General features: G+C 47.9%; 13 protein-coding genes. 5 read left to right on the top strand and 8 right to left on the bottom strand.

Annotation, left to right across the window (positions count from 1 at the left end):
* Positions 1-23: 23 nt before the first annotated feature.
* From V5T57_RS08345 to V5T57_RS08335, 3 genes are read right to left on the bottom strand one after another with little or no spacing between them, the layout of a single operon-like run.
* The gene (locus V5T57_RS08345; protein WP_332890735.1) at positions 24-2,507 is read right to left on the bottom strand and encodes an EAL domain-containing protein; all 2,484 of its coding nucleotides are present in this window, start codon (positions 2,505-2,507) and stop codon (positions 24-26) included.
* Between the two features lie 47 nt (positions 2,508-2,554).
* Positions 2,555-5,002 carry an ATP-binding protein gene (locus tag V5T57_RS08340; protein WP_332890734.1) on the bottom strand — a complete coding sequence of 816 codons (2,448 nt, stop codon included), beginning with the start codon at positions 5,000-5,002 and terminating at the stop codon, positions 2,555-2,557.
* Positions 5,003-5,004: 2 nt separating this feature from the next.
* Positions 5,005-5,559, bottom strand: a complete 555-nt coding sequence (locus V5T57_RS08335) for a YfiR family protein (RefSeq protein WP_332890733.1) — start codon at positions 5,557-5,559, stop codon at positions 5,005-5,007.
* Positions 5,560-5,958: 399 nt separating this feature from the next.
* Between V5T57_RS08335 and V5T57_RS08330 the strand changes: the two genes are divergently transcribed.
* Positions 5,959-6,585, top strand: coding sequence for a response regulator (locus V5T57_RS08330; RefSeq protein ID WP_332890732.1), 627 nt, complete (start codon positions 5,959-5,961; stop codon positions 6,583-6,585).
* On the opposite strand, the gene V5T57_RS08325 is transcribed toward V5T57_RS08330, so the two are convergent.
* Positions 6,559-7,827 (bottom strand): sensor histidine kinase, encoded by a 1,269-nt coding sequence (locus V5T57_RS08325; protein ID WP_332890731.1) that lies wholly within the window; start codon positions 7,825-7,827, stop codon positions 6,559-6,561. The two genes, V5T57_RS08330 and V5T57_RS08325, sit on opposite strands and share 27 nt — an antisense overlap.
* A 276-nt stretch (positions 7,828-8,103) precedes the next feature.
* A complete protein-coding gene (locus V5T57_RS08320) occupies positions 8,104-8,565 on the bottom strand; it encodes an integrase core domain-containing protein (RefSeq protein WP_332890730.1) in 462 nt (153 codons plus the stop codon).
* Positions 8,566-8,844: 279 nt separating this feature from the next.
* Between V5T57_RS08320 and V5T57_RS08315 the strand changes: the two genes are divergently transcribed.
* Both V5T57_RS08315 and V5T57_RS08310 read left to right on the top strand, forming a co-directional pair.
* Positions 8,845-9,864: an ABC transporter substrate-binding protein gene (locus V5T57_RS08315; protein WP_332890729.1), complete on the top strand. Its 1,020-nt coding sequence runs from the start codon at positions 8,845-8,847 to the stop codon at positions 9,862-9,864.
* Complete coding sequence (locus tag V5T57_RS08310; protein WP_332890728.1) at positions 9,864-12,545, top strand: PAS domain S-box protein; 2,682 nt, start codon at positions 9,864-9,866, stop codon at positions 12,543-12,545. Before V5T57_RS08315 ends, V5T57_RS08310 begins: the two co-directional genes overlap by 1 nt.
* A 368-nt stretch (positions 12,546-12,913) precedes the next feature.
* Here V5T57_RS08310 and V5T57_RS08305 read toward each other — a convergent pair whose 3' ends face one another.
* The 3 genes from V5T57_RS08305 to V5T57_RS08295 all read right to left on the bottom strand — a co-directional run bounded on the left by V5T57_RS08305 (position 12,914) and on the right by V5T57_RS08295 (position 16,888).
* Positions 12,914-14,032 (bottom strand): integrase core domain-containing protein, encoded by a 1,119-nt coding sequence (locus V5T57_RS08305; RefSeq protein ID WP_332890727.1) that lies wholly within the window; start codon positions 14,030-14,032, stop codon positions 12,914-12,916.
* Between the two features lie 1,200 nt (positions 14,033-15,232).
* On the bottom strand, positions 15,233-16,327 hold the full coding sequence (locus V5T57_RS08300; RefSeq protein WP_332890726.1) for a hypothetical protein: 1,095 nt from the start codon (positions 16,325-16,327) through the stop codon (positions 15,233-15,235).
* A gap of 315 nt (positions 16,328-16,642) precedes the next feature.
* The gene (locus V5T57_RS08295) at positions 16,643-16,888 is read right to left on the bottom strand and encodes a hypothetical protein (RefSeq protein ID WP_332890725.1); all 246 of its coding nucleotides are present in this window, start codon (positions 16,886-16,888) and stop codon (positions 16,643-16,645) included.
* Positions 16,889-17,447: 559 nt separating this feature from the next.
* Here V5T57_RS08295 and V5T57_RS08290 point away from each other — a divergent pair.
* A complete protein-coding gene (locus V5T57_RS08290) occupies positions 17,448-17,906 on the top strand; it encodes a hypothetical protein (protein ID WP_332890724.1) in 459 nt (152 codons plus the stop codon).
* A 133-nt stretch (positions 17,907-18,039) separates the two neighbouring features.
* A partial coding sequence (locus V5T57_RS08285; protein WP_332890723.1) for a hypothetical protein occupies positions 18,040-18,336 on the top strand: 297 nt, incomplete at its 3' end.

Genomic DNA, 18,336 nt, shown 5'->3' with positions numbered 1-18,336 from the left:
TCTCTGTTCTCCAAACATAGCGCTTACCCTGCGGCCTGTAGGGTGAGGGCAGGGTTTAGAATCAGCTGTGTCATCGCCTCTGCAGGCAGGGGCTTGGAGAAGAAATAGCCCTGCACTTCATCGCAATCCTTCTCTTTGAGGAAGGAGAGTTGATCCAAGGTCTCCACACCTTCGGCCACCACACTCAGGTTCATGGAGCGCGCCAGAGAGATGATGGAGTCCACAATGGCAGCATCGTCAGAGTCACTCATCAGATCCCGTACAAAGGATTGATCCACCTTCAGGCAATCCAGGGGTAGCTTTTTCAGGTAGCTCAAAGAGGAGTAACCGGTTCCAAAGTCATCCACAGAGATGTGCAAGCCCATGGCCCGCATACGTTCCACGATGGCCACTGTCTTCTCCACATCATCCATGGCCACACTTTCGGTGATCTCCAGTTCAATGCTGCCTCTGGGTAGGTTAAACCGATCCAAGGTGACTTGGATTTCATCCAGTAGATTTGGATTTTGAAACTGGCGGCCCGAAAGGTTGACGGCAACCCGTACCGAATCAATGCCTTGATCCAGCCAAGTTCTAGCTTGCTGGCAGGCGGTTTCCAACACCCATTGGCCAATGGGGATGATCAACCCATTCTCTTCGGCTAGGGGAATAAACTGGACCGGCGATACTGTGCCTTTGGAGGGGTGGTACCAGCGGATCAGAGCCTCCACCCCAACAACGCTATTGGATACGAGGTCTACTTTGGGTTGGTAGTGTAGCGCCAACTCATCCCGCTCCATGGCCATGTGCAACTCCTCTTCCAAGGAGAGCCGGGACATGTTTTCCTCATCCATCTCTGAGGAGAAGAAACGGTAGCTGCTGCCCCCCGCTGCTTTGGCGCGATACATAGCGGTATCGGCATTCTTGGTCAGCTGTTCATAGGTCAGTCCTTCAGCGGGATAGCTGACAATACCAATACTGGCACCGATGTAGAGTTGCCGGTCACGGATATGGAACGGTTGACGCAGCTCTGAGATAATTTTTTCTGCGATCTGGGCATAGATATGGGGGTTACTCTCTGTGGAGAGGATAACAGTAAATTCATCCCCCCCTAGCCGGGCAACGGTATCGCTACGCCGCAGGCAGGCTTCGATACGTTTGGAAACCTGGATTAACAGTTCATCTCCCACATCATGGCCCAAAGAGTCATTGACGTGCTTGAACCGGTCCAGATCAATAAACAGAACGGCAAACTGATCTTTACGACGCGCAGCTTGGTCGATCTCATGGGTCAGACGATCGCGAAAAAGTGTGCGGTTGGGCAAATTGGTCAATGGGTCAAAGAAAGCCAACTGCTGCAGTTTCTCTTCTGTGGCTTTTTGTGTGGTGATGTCGGTGGATATGCCAACATAGTATTGGGTCATGCCGTCGGAATTTTTCACCGCAGAGATGGCAAGCCGTTTGGGGAAAACATCACCACTTTTGCGCCGGTCCCACACTTCACCTTCCCATTGCCCAGTCAGCAGCAGTGTCTCCCACATCTCTTTATAGAAATCGACAGCATGTCGGCCAGATTTTAAGAGGGAGGGTTTATTGCCGATGGCCTCTTCACGGCCAAACTCTGTCATCTCTTCGAAGGCACTGTTAACATCCAGAATCACACCGTTTGGGTCGGTAATCATAATGGATTCGTTGGTACTCTCAATGACCCGACGGGCTAGAAGCAGGCTCTCCTGGGTCTTTTTGGACTCGGTTATATCGGTGGAGATGCAGCCGACCCCTGTGGCCTCCCCTTGGGCATTCATGATGGGGAAACGTACAGAAAAGTGCACTCTGTTACAGCCATCTTCCATACAGTGCTCTTCAAATCTTTTGGGCGATTTTTCTTTAAGTACGAGATCATCATGTTCCATGACTTGATTTGAAAAGCCTTTATGAAACAGGTCATGGTCGGTGGATCCAAAGATATTTTTATCTTTGTAGACGCAATGCCGGATAAATTCCGGATTGGCCATTTTATACTTTCGATCCAGTCCTTTGATGCTAATGGCGGCGGGGGAGTTGTTGATAAAGGCATCCAACAGCTCCTGCTTTTCCACCAACTCCTGCTGACTCAAATCCAGATCTTGGGCAAGACGACTGGAACGCAGCAGGTAGCGGACCCGGTGCCCCACCAGATCCCAGTTGACAGGTTTGGTTAAAAAATCGGTGGCACCGGCATTATAAGCTTCGGTGATGGAGGCGTGGTCATCCAAACCAGTCACCATAAGCACTGGAATTAGGCGTCCAGAAGCGAGCTTGCGTATCTCACGGCAGGTCTCAAAGCCATTCATGGTGGGCATGACGACATCCAGAATGATGCCGTCATAGCGACCTTTATTGAGCATCTCCAAAGCTTCATGACCACTCTCTGCTTCGTCAATGTCGAACCCCTCCTGCTCCAAAACAGCACGCATGGGCAGCCGTTCGGCAAAGGCATCGTCTACGATCAATAGACGCGGCGTATAGCTCTGCATGGCTTTGTTCATGGCTCTTCTCCTTCAAGGTGCCGCAGGTGACGTCTGACGGCACATATTCAATGGACGCTGTTTTCCAGTAACTGGCTCAACGCATCTTTGCATTTTGGTAGCTCGCTATGGATCTCTGCAATCAAAGCATCCACGGGCTCTTCTTGTTTGGCTTGATGTTCCAACTGCTTAAAGAGGTCAGCCAGATAGGTCAGTCCCAAATTGGCACTGGCAGATTTCAGGCTGTGGGCTGTGACCCATACCTGTTCCAAAGCGCTGCCCTGGGCATGTTCCTGGATGGTCGCCATCTGCGTGGGCAGTTGGCTTAGGTAGTGTTGGACCATCTTGCCAAGGATATCTTGCTTGCTCTGCTTACCAATCATCAGTAGACGACCGATGACCTCGGCATCCAATAAGCAGTTGGGGTTCTCTATCTCTGCTGTAACTGTTTGGATGGGTTCAACATTGGCCTTGTGTGTAGCGATCATATTGGTGGGGAGCCAATTGCGTAGCGCCTCACCAATCTCCTGGAGATTAAATGGCTTGGTCAGATAGTCATCCATGCCCGCATCCTGACACGCTTCACGGGTGCCGCTAATGGCATGGGCCGTTAAGGCGATGATCGGGGTCGGAGCCAAGCTCTCTTGCTGTTCATAGCGACGGATTTGGCGCGTGGCTTCAAAGCCATCCATAACCGGCATGCCGCAATCCATAAAGACCAGATCAAAACGCTGTTGGTGGATGCAATCAACCGCTTCCTGACCATGGTTGGCTTTGGTCACTTCACAACCAAACAGAGCCAGGGAGCCGGAGGCAACCTCCTGGTTGACCAGATTGTCCTCGACCAGAAGGATGCGCGCAGGGTATTGAGGGTAGCTGGAGGTCTCTTCATCCCTGGTCGCTGTGGTGATCTCTTGAGCTTGGGATTCGGTTGCCATTTCCAGCGGTAGGGTAAACCAGAATCTGGAACCTTGGCCCTCTTCACTCTCCACACCGATATGGCCCTGCATGCGTTCTACCAAGCCGCTACATATGGTTAACCCCAGCCCGGTACCGCCAAAGCGCCGTGTTATGGAGTCATCTGCTTGGTTGAAGGCCGAGAAGATGGTCTCTTTGACCTTCACCGGAATACCGATGCCCGTATCCTGGACTTCAAAACGGATCAATGGGTGGCTTTTGTGGGGTCTTACTGTGGCCACACGAACAATGATACTGCCCTGTTCGGTAAATTTTATGGCGTTGCCCACCAAGTTGATAAGAATCTGGTTAAGGCGGTTGGGGTCACCATTAAAATGCTTTGGGAGCCCCTGATCTATGTTGAGTTCAAAGTGCAAGTCACTGCTTTGTAGGCGCTCTTTAAAAAGGTCAGACATTTCGATCAGCAAACGTCCCAGGTCAAATGGGCGACGTTCTACAGTAAGCTTGCCCGCTTCAATTTTTGAAAAATCAAGAATATCGTTGATGATGGTTAGCAGCAGACGGCCAGAGCGTAAAATGGTATCCGCATAGTGGGTATGGGTATCCGATAGGGATGCTTTCTGGGTAAGCATCAACTCAGTCATGCCCAATATGCCATTGATCGGGGTGCGAATCTCATGGCTCATTTTGGCCAAGAAGTCGCTTTTAGCCTGGTTGGCCTCTTCGGCAATCTGTTTACTTAACAGTGCTTCATGGGCTACATCCTTCAACTCCAAGTTGAGTTGCGTCAGTTCCCGTGTACGATCTGCAACGGTATTCTCCAGCTCCTTGCGATGCGTTCTTAGCTCCACATCCCTCAGATTTATCTGGCCCATCATAAAGTTAAAACCTTCCACCAGATCACCGATTTCATCTTGGCTCTGCTGCTCAACCCGAATGGAAAAATCCTTGGTGTCGGAAACAATCTCAATTCCTTTGGACAGAGAGAGAATGGGCGCAATCAGCTGTTGTTGGTGGTTTCGCGAAAGAAGAACTGCTAGGGCAATGGTTGCCAGCATGACTGCTAAGGTAACAGCGAGAAAAGAGAGCAAAAAGTAATAGAGTGGAATTAAGTTGGCTGTTAGGGAGAGAAAGCCGATGAGCTCACCATCAAAGAAGATGGGGCCATGCATATTCATCTGTTTGAGTGAGAAGTGGGTTTCAAAGAGTGTCTGACCTGCATGGCTGTGTTGAGTATCTGTAATATGTGCAGCCATTTCAGAGTTGGAATCTATTTGATATCCATCCTGGGTGTAGTTGGCAATAAGTTGTCCGGATTTATTGTAAAGTTCTGCAGCAAGAATACGCGCTTCTGCTTGAAGTGCGCTCAGCACCATTCTGGCTGTGTCCGTATCATCAAACGTAAGTGCAGCACTGGAGTTGGTGGCAATAACCCGCATTAAAACTGAGGTACGCTCCTGAAGCTGCTCTTTATGGGTATAGATGGAGGCCGCAACAAAGATTACCGAGGAAAAAATCAATGCCAGTGTGGTGGTCTTGAGCACCAGATGGTGAAGCTTTTGCGACAAGCTAAGCTGAGAGAATGTTTTGATTTTCATGATTATTCTCCCAATGAATCGGTGACCACACGGGCCAGTTGGTAGAGTTGGGCGCGAAGTTTTAACCCAGACCGATCCACAGCGGAGCGATTAATGGCCAGTTTGATTTTTTTACCTTTCAGTGCCATGTGTAAAATCCCACCCATTTCAAGAAATCCATCATGATCACTGACGGTTAGAATTGCCTTGCGTTGGCTCTTTTGCAGAATAGATTGATATTTTTCTAACCCTTCACGGCTGAAAAAGAGCAGCTGGCACCGTTCCAGGTTCCGCGCATTGACCGATTGAAAACGTATGGGTTTGCCAAAAGCCTTTTTCTTTCGCAACAGCTTTAATGAGGCCTTGAACGGATTTTTGCCGACCGTACAGATGGTTAGTTGATCGTTATCCATGACCTCTGTGGGCCATTTGACGAACTTGGGAATCTTTGTCAGCAGGGCGCCTTTGATGGCGTAAGCCAGACGCGCTTGGCTATCAGCATAGGCGGAAGATGAATGGGGCCATGGGCACAGCAATAGGATGAGTAACATCCAGCGGATGCTCATCTGTTTTGCCATGAACGTGGAAACACACCATTTCATAAGATTTGATTCGCCAGTCCGTTAATACCAAGCCAAACGCTACAATGCATGTGCGCATAGAGCAGGCAAGATCTGTTTTTTTGGCGATGTGTAAGGCCGAGTGCGGTTTGAAAACCGACGGATGACATGATATCCATGCTGTAACATGGCTTCATGTTTAAGAGGCATAAAGACGCTTTGGTAAGGGCTTTATGCAAAGAAATGTGCCTTGAATGACGCTTGGGAAGGGTCGAGCACAGAAAGAATATTAGCAAAGAATGAACTTGAATGAAACATAAAATGACAGATACATTTTTAGTTCTGTTTTTTCTGTGGTTAAGGCTACTCTCTGAGGGAGGCAGATTCAAGAAATGAACAACGGTTTAAGGTGGCTCCATGAAATTTGACCCGGCAGGGCAGCGCATTCTGATTATTGATGATGAACCCAATAATCTTTCCGTGATCTCCGCTTTTTTGGAAAAGCATGGGCTGGATATTATGATGGCCAAAAATGGTAAAGAGGGGGTGGAGCTCGCCATCAAAGGGGGGCCGGATCTCATCATCTTAGATGTGATGATGCCTGGCATGGATGGCTATGAGACCATGCATCAACTCAGAGAGTCTGCTGAAACGGCGCATATTCCTGTTCTGTTTCTGACCGCCCTGAGTGATGTGGAGGATAAATTAAAGGCCTTCGTCAGTGGTGCCATGGATTATCTCTCAAAACCAGTGCAGGAGGAGGAACTGCTTGCGCGGGTTATGGTGCATCTGCAAGTAAGCGCTCTAAAATATGCACTAGAAGAGAAAAATCAGCGTCTTGAAAAGGCGCTGGATACGGGAAGTGTGGTCAACGTGGCCATTGGCCTATTGATGGAGCGGCACCGGATCTCTTTAAAAGAGGCGGAGGAGGCTCTTCGTACAGAGGCAAGACACCAACGTAGAAAAATGCGGGATTTGGCCCAGGAATTGTTAGATCATACCCAGCGTATGGATGGTTTAGTCCGAAGTGTCAGTAGAGGGTAGCGCTTGCAAAAGCGTCTCTAATCCTGGTCGGTCTACACCCATAGCCAACTGTTGTAGAGCGTGATAAAAAGCGATGTGCTGAGGATGGGTTTGCATATGTTTTTCTGCCCATTGAATCAGTTTGTTCATCATGCCTAGTTGAACCCATTCTGTGAGCATACGGAAGTCTTGCTCTGACAATTGGATGGTTTGTAGATCTAGTTTGGTAGAGGGGGCAGGGGGCGCAAGTTTTTCTATTTCGATAGGTATCGTTTTAGAAGCTAAGAGCTGACGGAGGGTGCCTAATCGGATCGGTGTAAACAGGTGGCCTAAATAGGTGTCTCTGAAGCTAACTTCTGGCTTTGCAGGCCCATAGGTTAAAAAGATTTTGTCTGTTACGGCTTCATACAGGTGGGTGTTGTTGGAAGGCAGGCATAAAAGCTGTTGCTTCACTTTTGACGACTCAGGCGGCCTTCTATCTATATGACTAGGTATCTCCAGAGCTTGAAAAGCGCAAGCCAATTCCACAGCATCCTTTCCATCTGCCTGCTCAATAATCAAAACATCTTCAATGGGTTTTACGGATGACTCAGGATCGGTAGAGGGGGTAGGAAGCGTCATGCTCCACTCCCATGGTGTTGAGGGCCAGGTATCGATCCCTTCATGGCGTCCCATCTGCTTTAAAAGATGGTTGCAGTATCTCTTTTCCATTTCTGAGAAAGTGATGTCATAGGTGTTCAACGTTGGGTGTGAATCTAGCATCCATTGTAGTGTCTGTGGGGTGGGAGATGCATTACGGCAGGTCAGCGTTACGTGTTGTATCTCTGGATGTTTAAGAAGTGTTTTGCACATGATATAGAGCAGATGCTGCAAGCGGTTCGCATCGCAATGAATGTATTCTGGAAGTGTGGAATCGAAAGAGAGGGTTAACCTCTCCTGCACACTCCCAAAGCGCTGCTCCAATTGATGTTGCAGACGCTGTTTCAAGCGGGCGATAGGAAGAGGGGCTTGCTCCAGTTGCCAATCGTGTTGGGATATTTGGCTATAATCCAGAATGCTGGTTAGTAACCAATCCAAATTTTGACAGCTTTTTCCAATGCCTTCTAAATGTGACTTAAGATCAGCCGGTAGTTTTGTGTGGGATTGAGCAAGCTGTAAATGGCCGAGAATTCCATTCAATGGGGTGCGCAACTCATGGGCAAGATGCTTGATCAGCGCATTGTTGATCGTTGATTCCGGTTGGGAGCCTTCGGCTTCACTCATTTTATTGAATCCTGGTCAAGGTAGTGCTTGGAGCATGTGTAAGTTAATAAAGATACACCTTTGAGGCGGGTGATAACATCCTGCTTATGCTTATTCTCAGTAGAACAATTTCTCCTCCCTTTTGCTGCTCGATGGAGGATCAAAGTTTCTCGTCAAAATTCTCAGAATTTCTGATTCCGGTAGATTCCGTTTGAGGGGGACAAAATGTGTGCACACTGCTTTCAGCTTACAATACAAGCATATGATACACTTTTTAGTGAGCGGTAATGATGGGCTTTATGCCGCCTCTCGATAGTAAGATTTGATGACACCACCAAGACTCTCTTTGCATTTGATAGGGCCATCGCGGGCAGCCTTAAAGTTGATGTCCAGAACGGTATTGTTACGGCCAACTCCACGGTGTGGTCTTTCGTGATTATAATGGTCGACCCAAGAATGCAGAATGTAATTGAGATGTGGCCGACTGAAGCAGGTGAAAAAATTAAGACATTCACGTTTCAGTGTACCGATAAAGGACTCTGCAAAGGCATTGGCCTGAGGGGCCTTATGCGGGATTTGAATGACTCGAATGCCTTCGCTTTTCCACACCTCTAAAAAGGGGCCAGAGAACTTGGTGTCGGCATCTCGAATCAAATAGGCAGGCTTGATGCTCTGTTCATCGCACCATGAGAGAGTATTTCGGGCCTGCTGAGTTACCCAAGCACTATCCGGTGCATAAGTGGCAGAACTGGTGAACACGCGCCGACTACCCAGATGGATGAAGACCAGGACGTAAGCGGTTTTCTTGCCGAGCAGCGTGATTTGTGGGGTTCCTGTGGGCTATGGAAATATGGAAAACAGCCTTCCGGAATTTGGTTGACAGGGGTGCCTCATAAGAAAGTGTACCCACCTCAGTTTTTGGGAGGCACACCCTAGTTTGGTAGTATATAATATAGGAGGAAACGAGAATATATGCACAAATTGTAAAGTTAAGTTGTGCGCGGCCTGAATCTCGATTAAATAAATTAGAGGCGCATCATGGTCATCAAGCTCAATAAAATCGGGGTTTGGGCTTTATTGGTCGCCTTCATTGGCTTAGGGGGTTGGTTGCTTCCGACTTCAACAATTGATCAGACAGACGCCAAACTTGTCACAATTGCGGTTTCCCCACTCTCATTCGCTAGCTACACCATTTTTATTGCCCAGGAAAGAGGCTATTTTGCCGCCGAAGGGCTCACGGTTCGGCTAGAGCACCACCCCCACGGTCTTTCCGCCATGCAGGCCCTCCAAGCAGGGGAAGTGGATTACGCATCCTCATCTGAAACCCCTCTCATACGTCATATTCTTAAAGGGGCCGAATTTCGCATCCTGGCATCGATGATTACTGCAAACCACCATGTCGGAATCGTGGCGAGACGGGATAGAGGGATCACACGCAGCGCGGATCTTGTTGGTAAGCGCATAGGGGTCACCCAAGGATCAAATGGTGCGTACTATCTTGATCTATGTCTCCTTATGCACGGCCTGTCCAGCTCATCTGTCACGCGAGTTCATCTAAAACCCACGGAGATGAAATCGGCGCTTGTCGCGGGAGAGATTGATGCGGCCTCGGTATGGAATCCCGTTAAATACGCTTTGATCAAAGAGCTGAATGAGGGGGCTTTTTCTACGGATCTGAAGGGGCTCTATGCACCGCACTTCATTTTATCGGTGCATGCTAGGCATCTACAGCGCAACCCTGATCAGGTGGAAGCCATGATGAAAGCTATGCTTCGTGCAGCAGAATATGTGAAAGAGCACCGTGATCAAGCGAATGTGATCGCGGCGCGGTACATGAAATCCACTCCGGAATTGTTACATTCACTGTCTGCCACCTATGATTTTACGTTAAAGCTAGATCAATCCCTGATTTCCATTCTGGAGCAGCAGGCACATTGGATCGGCAATGGGCTTAAGGTAGAAAAGGCTCAACCTATCCCCAATTTTCTGGAGTATATCGCCCACCAACCGCTTGTCAGCGTTGCCCCTGATCGCGTTACGGTTTTTGGGGGCCACTGATGAAAATAGAAAGACATATTCAGTTGTTTACGGTTTTTCATGTGGCCTTGTTGATCGCAATTGCGCTGACTGGTTTGTTTGGGTACCGCCAGATTTTGTCCACAGTGACCCTTGAAGATTTGATTACAGATCTGACCGTCAATGCGTTTGAATTGAATACGCTGAATATGGATATTTCTAACGCCCTCTCCAAGCCGAGAATCAAGGGTCAAGGGGAAGCATTGATTCTGAGGATGGAGGAACTGCTGCAGCGCGCTCACAGCCAACTCCCCGAAGAGGCGCGCCCGCTCCTGGCAGATCTAGAGCAGCGCTTGCTTGAGCTGAAACAATCCTATGTGCTCTATTTTGAGCAGTATTCGGTTAAGGCTGGTAGTGACGGGTCACAATCCGATATAAACATTCACAGCGTATTGATCAATAATATACTGATTAAATCTCAGGTGCTGACATCAAGCGCAATAAGACTTAAGCAGAGTGTTCATACAATAACCATAAAAGAATTAAATTATTTAGTTATTTTAGCTTTTATTTCTTTTGCTACTCTGACATCGGCGTTACTACTTGGGGTCCGCCGTTTTTTGCATAACCAAATGCTTGGATCCATTCTGAAGTTGAAGCGGGGAACAGAAACCCTATCTAGAGGGGAGCTGGCGTATCGTATCGATGCGCATGGGGTAAATGAATTTGATGATTTGGCTCGCTCTTTTAACGATATGGCGGAAAGTTTAGCAGAGACCATGGCTTCAAGGGATGAGCTCAATTACGAAATTATCAAGCGAAAACAGTTAGAAGATAAGATCCGCACCATTGTTGAATCCAGCACAGATTGGATTTGGGAAATGGATGCCCAGGCACGCTTCACGTACGCCAGTCCCCAGGTAGAGGCCCTGCTGGGGTATTCCCCGGAAGAGCTGGTGGGCGGAATGGACGGCTTTGATCTCATGCCGTCTGATGAAGCTGATAAAGTTAGAACGGAATTCAAGGCATTCGTTGCGATGAGGGAACCCTTTACTGGACTTGTCAATATAAACCAGCACAAGGATGGTCATACTATCATTATGGAGTCCAATGGGCAGCCTTTCTTTGACGAATCCGGGGTCTTGCTGGGTTACCGCGGCTCGGATCGGGATATTACCGCTCGGGTTGAGGCGGAGCGGAGCCTGCGTGAGAGCGAGATAAGATTCCGCAAGCTCTTTGAAAATGCCCCCTTTGCTTACCAGTCCCTCGACTCTTGTGGAATTATTCTTGCGGTCAACAAGGCTTGGCTACAAACTTTGGGATATGCGGACCATGAGGTAATCAATCAATGGTTTGGCGACTTTTTAGCCCCCCCTTTCCGATCCCTGTTTAAGCAGCGATTCAGTAAATTCAAAGAGCGGGGGGCCGTTAATGGGGTCGAGTTTGACATGCTGCACAAATCGGGAGCGAAGGTTCAAGTCTCTTTTGAGGGTCGGATCGGTCACGACTCCAATGGCGAATTCCTGCAAACTCACTGTTTATTGACAGACATCACACATCTTAAACAGCTGCAATATGATGCCGAACAAGCTAGCCGCGCTAAAAGTGAATTTCTCGCAACCATGAGTCACGAGATTCGAACCCCATTAAATGCGATTCTCGGTATGGGAGAACTGTTGGCGGAATCCAACATGGATGTCGAGCAACGAGAGCATATGACCACGCTGATGCATGCAGGAGAGAGCTTGCTCGCGCTGGTTGGCGATATCCTAGATTTAACTAAGATTGAATCGGGCAAGCTCAGCTTGGAATCTACCTGTTTTAGCCCGACTCAACTGGCCCAAGAATGTGTTGAGCTAGTGCGGCATTCAGCTGAAAAGAAGGGGTTGGGGCTGTCGCTAACCACACAGAGGTCTGTGGCTGAATGGTATCGCGGTGACCCAAACCGTATTCGCCAGATTCTTTTGAACCTGTTGGGCAATGGGGTGAAATTTACCCAGAGGGGCTTTGTGCGCCTGGGGTTGGCGTTGGACCTCCAGGGACATCTGCAGTTTCAGGTTGCCGATTCTGGCCCGGGCATTGAAGTGTCAGTTCAGGAGAAGCTGTTTGAGCCATTTGTGCAGGGGGATGCGTCCATCACCAGGCGGTATGGCGGCTCCGGGCTGGGGCTTGCGATTTGCCGACTGCTTGTGGACCGCATGGGTGGAGAGATCACCCTGGAGAGCAGCGCCGATGAGGGCAGCGTATTCTCCTTCTCCCTGCCGCTTTCCGAGGTTGACGCGTCCCAGCTTAAACCGTCGCCTAGGTCTGCTTTGCGACATGAAGGGGGCAACAGCGCCAAGGCCCTATCTATTCTTCTGGCCGATGACTCGGAAGATAACCGAAAGCTGATCAAAGCTTTTTTAAAATCAACATCACACCAATTAACGGTGGCTGAGGATGGCAAGCAGGCTATTGAGTTATATGAACATGGCACATTTGACCTGATCCTGATGGATATTCAGATGCCTGTTATTGATGGGTATCAGGCGACAAGCGCCATTCGGGAACGGGAGAGTCAGAGGGGAGATGGTCATCACATCCCCATCTATGCGCTAACAGCCCACGCGTTGGCTGAAGAATCGGACCGGATTGAAATGGCGGGGTGCGATCGCCACCTCACCAAGCCGATCCGGAAAAAAGTATTGTTGAACATCCTAGACGATTTAGCATTAAGCCTCTGAAAGGGAATCATTTGTAAAGTCTGTCGTGCGTCGTAGTGAAATAGATGGGCAAGAAGAATGTCTCAAGCCCATTGCATGGGTTTATTTGGCGGGTGATCCCGGAGCTCAATGATTTGCAGTAGGTGGATGTCATGCTTGCCTAGATCGTGCAGGAGTGGACAAAAGAGTGGGAAGCTAAATACGACATGAAGGGCGTCAGGAAGGCGAGGCAGCTGCTCTCATGTGTACCCTGAACCGTCGCTTTGACCCCTTAGCCGAATGGGTCGAACACAAAGTGACCGCTTGAGGGTTACCAAAATATATGCACACCACTTTTAGCCTACAATACAAGCATATGATACACTTTTGGCGAGCGGTAGTAATGGGTTTTATGCTGCCTCCCGGTAGTAGGATTTGATGATCCCACCAAGCCTTTCTTTGCATTTAATGGGACCATCGCGGGCAGCCTTAAAATTGATGTCCAGAACGGTATTGTCACGGCCAACTCCACGGTGTGGTCTTTCGTGATTATAATGGTCGACCCAAGAATGCAGAATGTAGTTGAGCTGAGACCGACTGAAGCAGATGAAGAAGTTGAGGCACTCGCGTTTTAGCGTGCCAATGAAGGACTCTGCAAAGGCATTGGCCTGTGGTGCGCAATGCGGGATTTGGATCACTCGAACGAAATCGCTACGCCAAACTTCCAGGAAAGGACCGGAGAACTTGGTATCGCCATCTCGAATCAAATAGGCAGGCTTGATGCCCTGTTCATCGCACCATAAGAGAGTATTTCGGGCCTGCTGTGTGACCCAGGCGCTATCAGGTGCGTATGTGACTGAGCTGGTGAAAACCCGTCGACTGCCCAGATGGATGAAGACCAGCACGTAGGCAGTTTTCTTGCCGAACAACGTATGCACGTCCTTCGTGAAAAAGTCGCATGCCAGAGTGGTTTCAAGATGGGCCTTGATGAAGGTGTCCCAGGGGAGAGGTGGCGTCGGTTTGCTCTTCTCTGGTTCTGGATGGATGTCTGCTTCGTTGAGGATGCGTTTGACCGAGTTGGCTCCAGCATAGAGGCCGAGCTTCTTGAGTTCACCTACGATTCGTCGATACCCCCATTGGAGATTCTCCTTGGCCATGCGGATCACGGTGTCTCTCAACTCCTGAGTCAGTCGTGGCCTGCCAACTTGCTTAAAGGGCTTTCCTGAAGAAGATTGGTTGAGCCAGCGTCGATAGGTATTGGGTTTGACGATCATGATCAGGTCATTGATCTGGTGATCAAAGTCAGCCCCCAGTCGCAAGAGTTCGGATTTTTCCTCTGGCGAAGCGATGACGCGCTGGCTGGGAAGTCGCTCTTGGAGTATTCTGACCTGGGCTTTGAGCAGCCGGATCTGCGCATTATGACGAGGGCTGAAAAACTGCGCGAGCAACCCCCAAAGAAGGAGAGAAAGTGGGTTCATTTGCACCAAAACGACCGAAACGGGTTTTTTTAAAAAAAGATGATGGTGCAATGATATACCCAGTTCCTATAAATTGGCACCCCGCTCAAAATGGCCGGAAATCAGATCAGACAATTTTGCGGTATTTCCCCCAGCAGATTTCAGGTATCTTCTCTCTCAAGTTCGGACTTCCAGTCTCCAGCCCTGGACTCCTTCCTTTAAGTTCGGACCTCTTGTAAGCTTCCCAAGCCACCATATGCCGGTGTGAGTCCCCAAATATCCTAAATAATACGCAAGAATAGTGTGAAATAAGGGTGTTCGAGTTCCTTTGAAAACATCATGTTATTGCATGCCCAGTCTCCAGAGACGGTTCGTTTCGGGAATCGAACCCTCCAGGTTTTTTTGTACCCTGATTTTGCCAATTATTCCAAGGTATAGCGGGTTGTATGGTGGGTTGCGAAGGTAGAGGTAAGTTCGGATCGTCCGTGGGGAAAACTCGGTCTATTTCCCCCTATCTGCTCTCTGTCTCTGCCAAGTTCGGACCGGGTCCGAACTTGAAGCGTGACATTGGCTTAGGAAAAGCTCAATAAAACAGGCTCTAACGGATTTGTAAAGTTCGGACCTTTGCCACGAAATTTTGGATTGCACGATGGGCTTGAAGCAGAAACGATACTTAGAGCCACGGTCATGGTTCCATTAATCATAAAGAGGCTATTCTGGTGGTTCTCAATAATTCATAGCAAAGTCAGCGAGTTGATCAATACTCTATCTCTTTGAGGGTGTCACTGAATTGTACTAAGTTAACTATTTTAATTTTGGCTTTTGCGTTGCACAATGGAGGTTATGATTTTTCTTGCCATTATTTGCAATGTTAATAATGTTATAAATATAGGAAAACATGGCAAAACAAGATAAATAAAAAAAAGAAGAACATTTGGGTTGCATGAGTATTTAGTCTTCCCACCTTCATTTGGGTTTAAAGAAAAAAAACCATGGTCATGTTCTGCGTAATCGCAAATCCCCCCAGGATGTGTGCCGTTGCTGTCGATCATTATGCTAAATAACATAATACTGCTAAGAAACAGAGCTAAAAAAGCTTTCGCTATCATTGATTTAATGGTAAATGGACTTCTTGTTTTTTTGTAAGTCAATTTTGTGCTCCTACTCAACTTGAGAATATACCAGAGCCTTGGGTGACCGCTATCCATAATAAGGAGTTAGCCAAGGCTCTGGCATATCTGTTTTCACCTGTTGTAAAACTCTGAGGTCTCCCTATCGATCCCAGATTTGGTCACGGTAAGCTTTGCCGACGCTAGCGCCAAAGTCATTGACCTGTTCGCGACCCGTATAATTCCAGATTGAGCCGACATACTCAGGCTTTGGATCTCTCAAGCGATCTATGATTCTCTTAATTAACGTAACTCCTGTGCGAATATTGCTCTGAGGGTCATCAGCAGTTTCCTTTGTTATGCCAAGCCTTTCCCAGGTAGCAGGGTTGATATTCATGGGAAGGTGTGTGTCAGCAGCCCCTATAGATTGAGCGAAAAGAGATGCACCAAAGTAGTGCCCCCGCGAATTTTCACTGTACACGATAGCCTTTACAAGGTTTGGATCAACGCCCTGTCTTAACGCTTCATCTTCAATTATATGTCCATAAAGGCGTACGGCTCTTTTTCCAGTGCCGTGTGAACTGTACCATGGTGTTGTGTCAGAAGCGGCGGGGTTATCCCGAATCGGTAAAATTGCCGGCTGGTTGTCTAGGATTGCATTGATACGGTCCCTCTCATTTGTTAATAAAGGAGCCATACGTCGTTGTTTTTTTTGATATGCATTTGCAGATGCTAGCAACTCCCGTGCAGACGATGGCTTTTTAGTTTGTGTTTGTTTGATCGGCATTGTTAGCCGACTTGCCCGTGTATCCCTATGGTTAGCTGTAGAAATGGATTGCGGTGCGGCATCTTGGCCTGCAAAAGTACCGTCTCGCATCTGTCTTGCCAGATCCACATAGCTATTGGGCACCATCTTTCGAGGTGGTGGAGCGGCCTTCCTTTGGTAGGGTGTCTGTTCTGACGTGTGTTGCGATTTTTGTAGAGGTCCTGGCACAGCTCTTCCAGCCTGTTGGCGCTGGTCTACAGTGCTCTTTTGAGTATTTCTTCTTGGTACAGGCGCAGCATGCGGTGTAAATGGTTGTCCTGCAAGCAAGCTCTGCTGCGGTCTTCTGCGTTTGGCCACTCCAGGATTCAGTTCATGCCATGCACGATCAACCTCTTCATCTGTGCCATACATCATAGTGGCGGCATCGGGAACATTGGGAAAGTCCTCTTTAGGGTAGACGATAAAATCATCCCGCTTTTTGTGATAGCTCATTGCCGTTTTCCTCTTGGATCATAGGGTCAAGAGTTCAAGAGATCGCCACGACTTTTCCCTTGCCCTTTAGGGCATTCCTGATTACGCTCAGGCTTAATCTGGTGAAGTCATCCGCGTTGCCGCGCGGGTGGACGATCGTACAAGCAGCATGCTGACCCTGTTTGCATGCTGCTTTGAGTATTTTTCAATATATAAGTATAATAATATAAAGGTTCAATATCTAGATTTAAATGTTTTTAAAAATAATAAAAGCGATTTATAGTTTCTTTTTGGTTGTTTTGTGTTGGGGGTTGGTTTGGTTAGTTGTAAAAGTGATCATCTCTGTTCTTGCCAAGATACAGGAAAAGCTTTGGTCAGTGCGCCTAGCGTCATCTCCTCCGGTTGCTGGCCATGGAGAATTTTCTCTACCAGTTTGGGGCTCAACAGTGTCAGCCGGAGCAAGCGGTTGACGTAGGAGTCATCCAGCTCCTCCTGAGCCGCCAAGGCCTTGATGGCGTTTACCTCACCGTTCTCCAGCATATTCAGCCAGCGATGGGCACGGACCAGGGCTTTGACCAGCACCTCATCGGTGTGGTGGGTGGGGGCGTGGGTGATATCTACCTAATCAGAGGTGACGATGCGCTTCATGCCCGCCCAATGACGGGGGCGGTAGGAAATGCGTACTACGATGGTCTTGCGGTCTCTGGTAGTGACATTCTCATGCTTTGATCTCCTTCTTGCTGCCCAACTCTGTCGTTAAGGTATCCAGTGGTGGGTTGCGAAGGTAGAGGTAAGTTCGGATCGTCTGAGGGAAGAGCTCGATCTATCTCCCTCTATCTGCTCTCTGTCTCTGCCAAGTTCGGACCGGGTCCGAACTTGCTGCTAATTAATGGAGCAAAAAAAGCCATTGAAAACAGTCTATAGTGGATTCGCCAAGTTCAGACATTTGCCAGTGATAACTGGGTAGCCGTCCGTGCCGTGATCTGGTGTTCTCATTGACTGAGACCTTCTTTCCAGAAAATACAGCCCTATCACAGAAGTAGGCAGCACTGTCTTAGCAGGTTGGTAATAGTATTTCTTCGATGCTAAGTTCTTTAGAGACACTACTGATAAATCCATTGATCCTCAGGATACGAAACAAATGAAGGCATCATCATTAATGGGCACGATTATTATTGTTCCTGTTGTCGCTTTTTGTATGTGGCCAGATGGTATTTTATCCATGGAGCCATATTTTTTTCCTATTGTATTGTTTGTAATGTTCGCTCTTCACTTTGGTTTATGCTTAAATTCTGGAGGGTTGCATTATTATTATAAAATAACTGTTGGGTTGTGTAAGCAGTTTGTGGGATTTGATGCAAGTGAGGCATTACGCAACGCCCATGAGGTGAATCATTACAGATCCATGCTGTATGGATCTGCAATATTTTCGTGTTTTGTTCAGGTGTTGCCTCTTGTATATTTTTTTCAGGAAAACCGTGAATCTATAGGTGAAGTCGTAACGTACAGTTTGAGCAGCATATACGTCGCCCTAACCGTTGATTTGTTTTTAATTAGGACTGCCATGTTTAGGGTGCAACAAGCACTTGTAAAACTATAGAAGAACCTTTATTCAATGACCTGAACCCTCTGTTCGTTGAGGCTATAATGTTATGATAATTTCTACAATATCTGGGATCCTCATCTCCATTTCCGTCGTGGCGCTTAATATATGGCCAAGTGGAAATTGGGATTTGAGCATCTTTATTTCACCATACCCGCTTGTTACAACACTCATTTTACAAGGAGGAATAAGTATTATCTCACTAGGGTGGAATGAGTATATCATTGTATCAAGGTATGTTTTACTACAGCTTTTTTTAAAAAGGGTCAGGGATTCCCACCCTCCTCAACTTTCCATTCATTACTTCAGAAAATTTTTATATGTCTCAGCCATTATTCTATTTCTTATCAGTTTGCAAACGTTACTAAACTCTGTTGGAGACCCAATGGAGTATGGAAAAGCTCTTTCATGGGTATTTACTTTTATA

This window comes from Magnetococcus sp. PR-3 (assembly GCF_036689865.1).
In the GTDB taxonomy this organism is placed as follows: domain Bacteria; phylum Pseudomonadota; class Magnetococcia; order Magnetococcales; family Magnetococcaceae; genus Magnetococcus.
The sequence above is the reverse complement of the archived record's forward strand: the minus strand, read 5'-3'. Positions and strand labels throughout refer to the sequence as shown.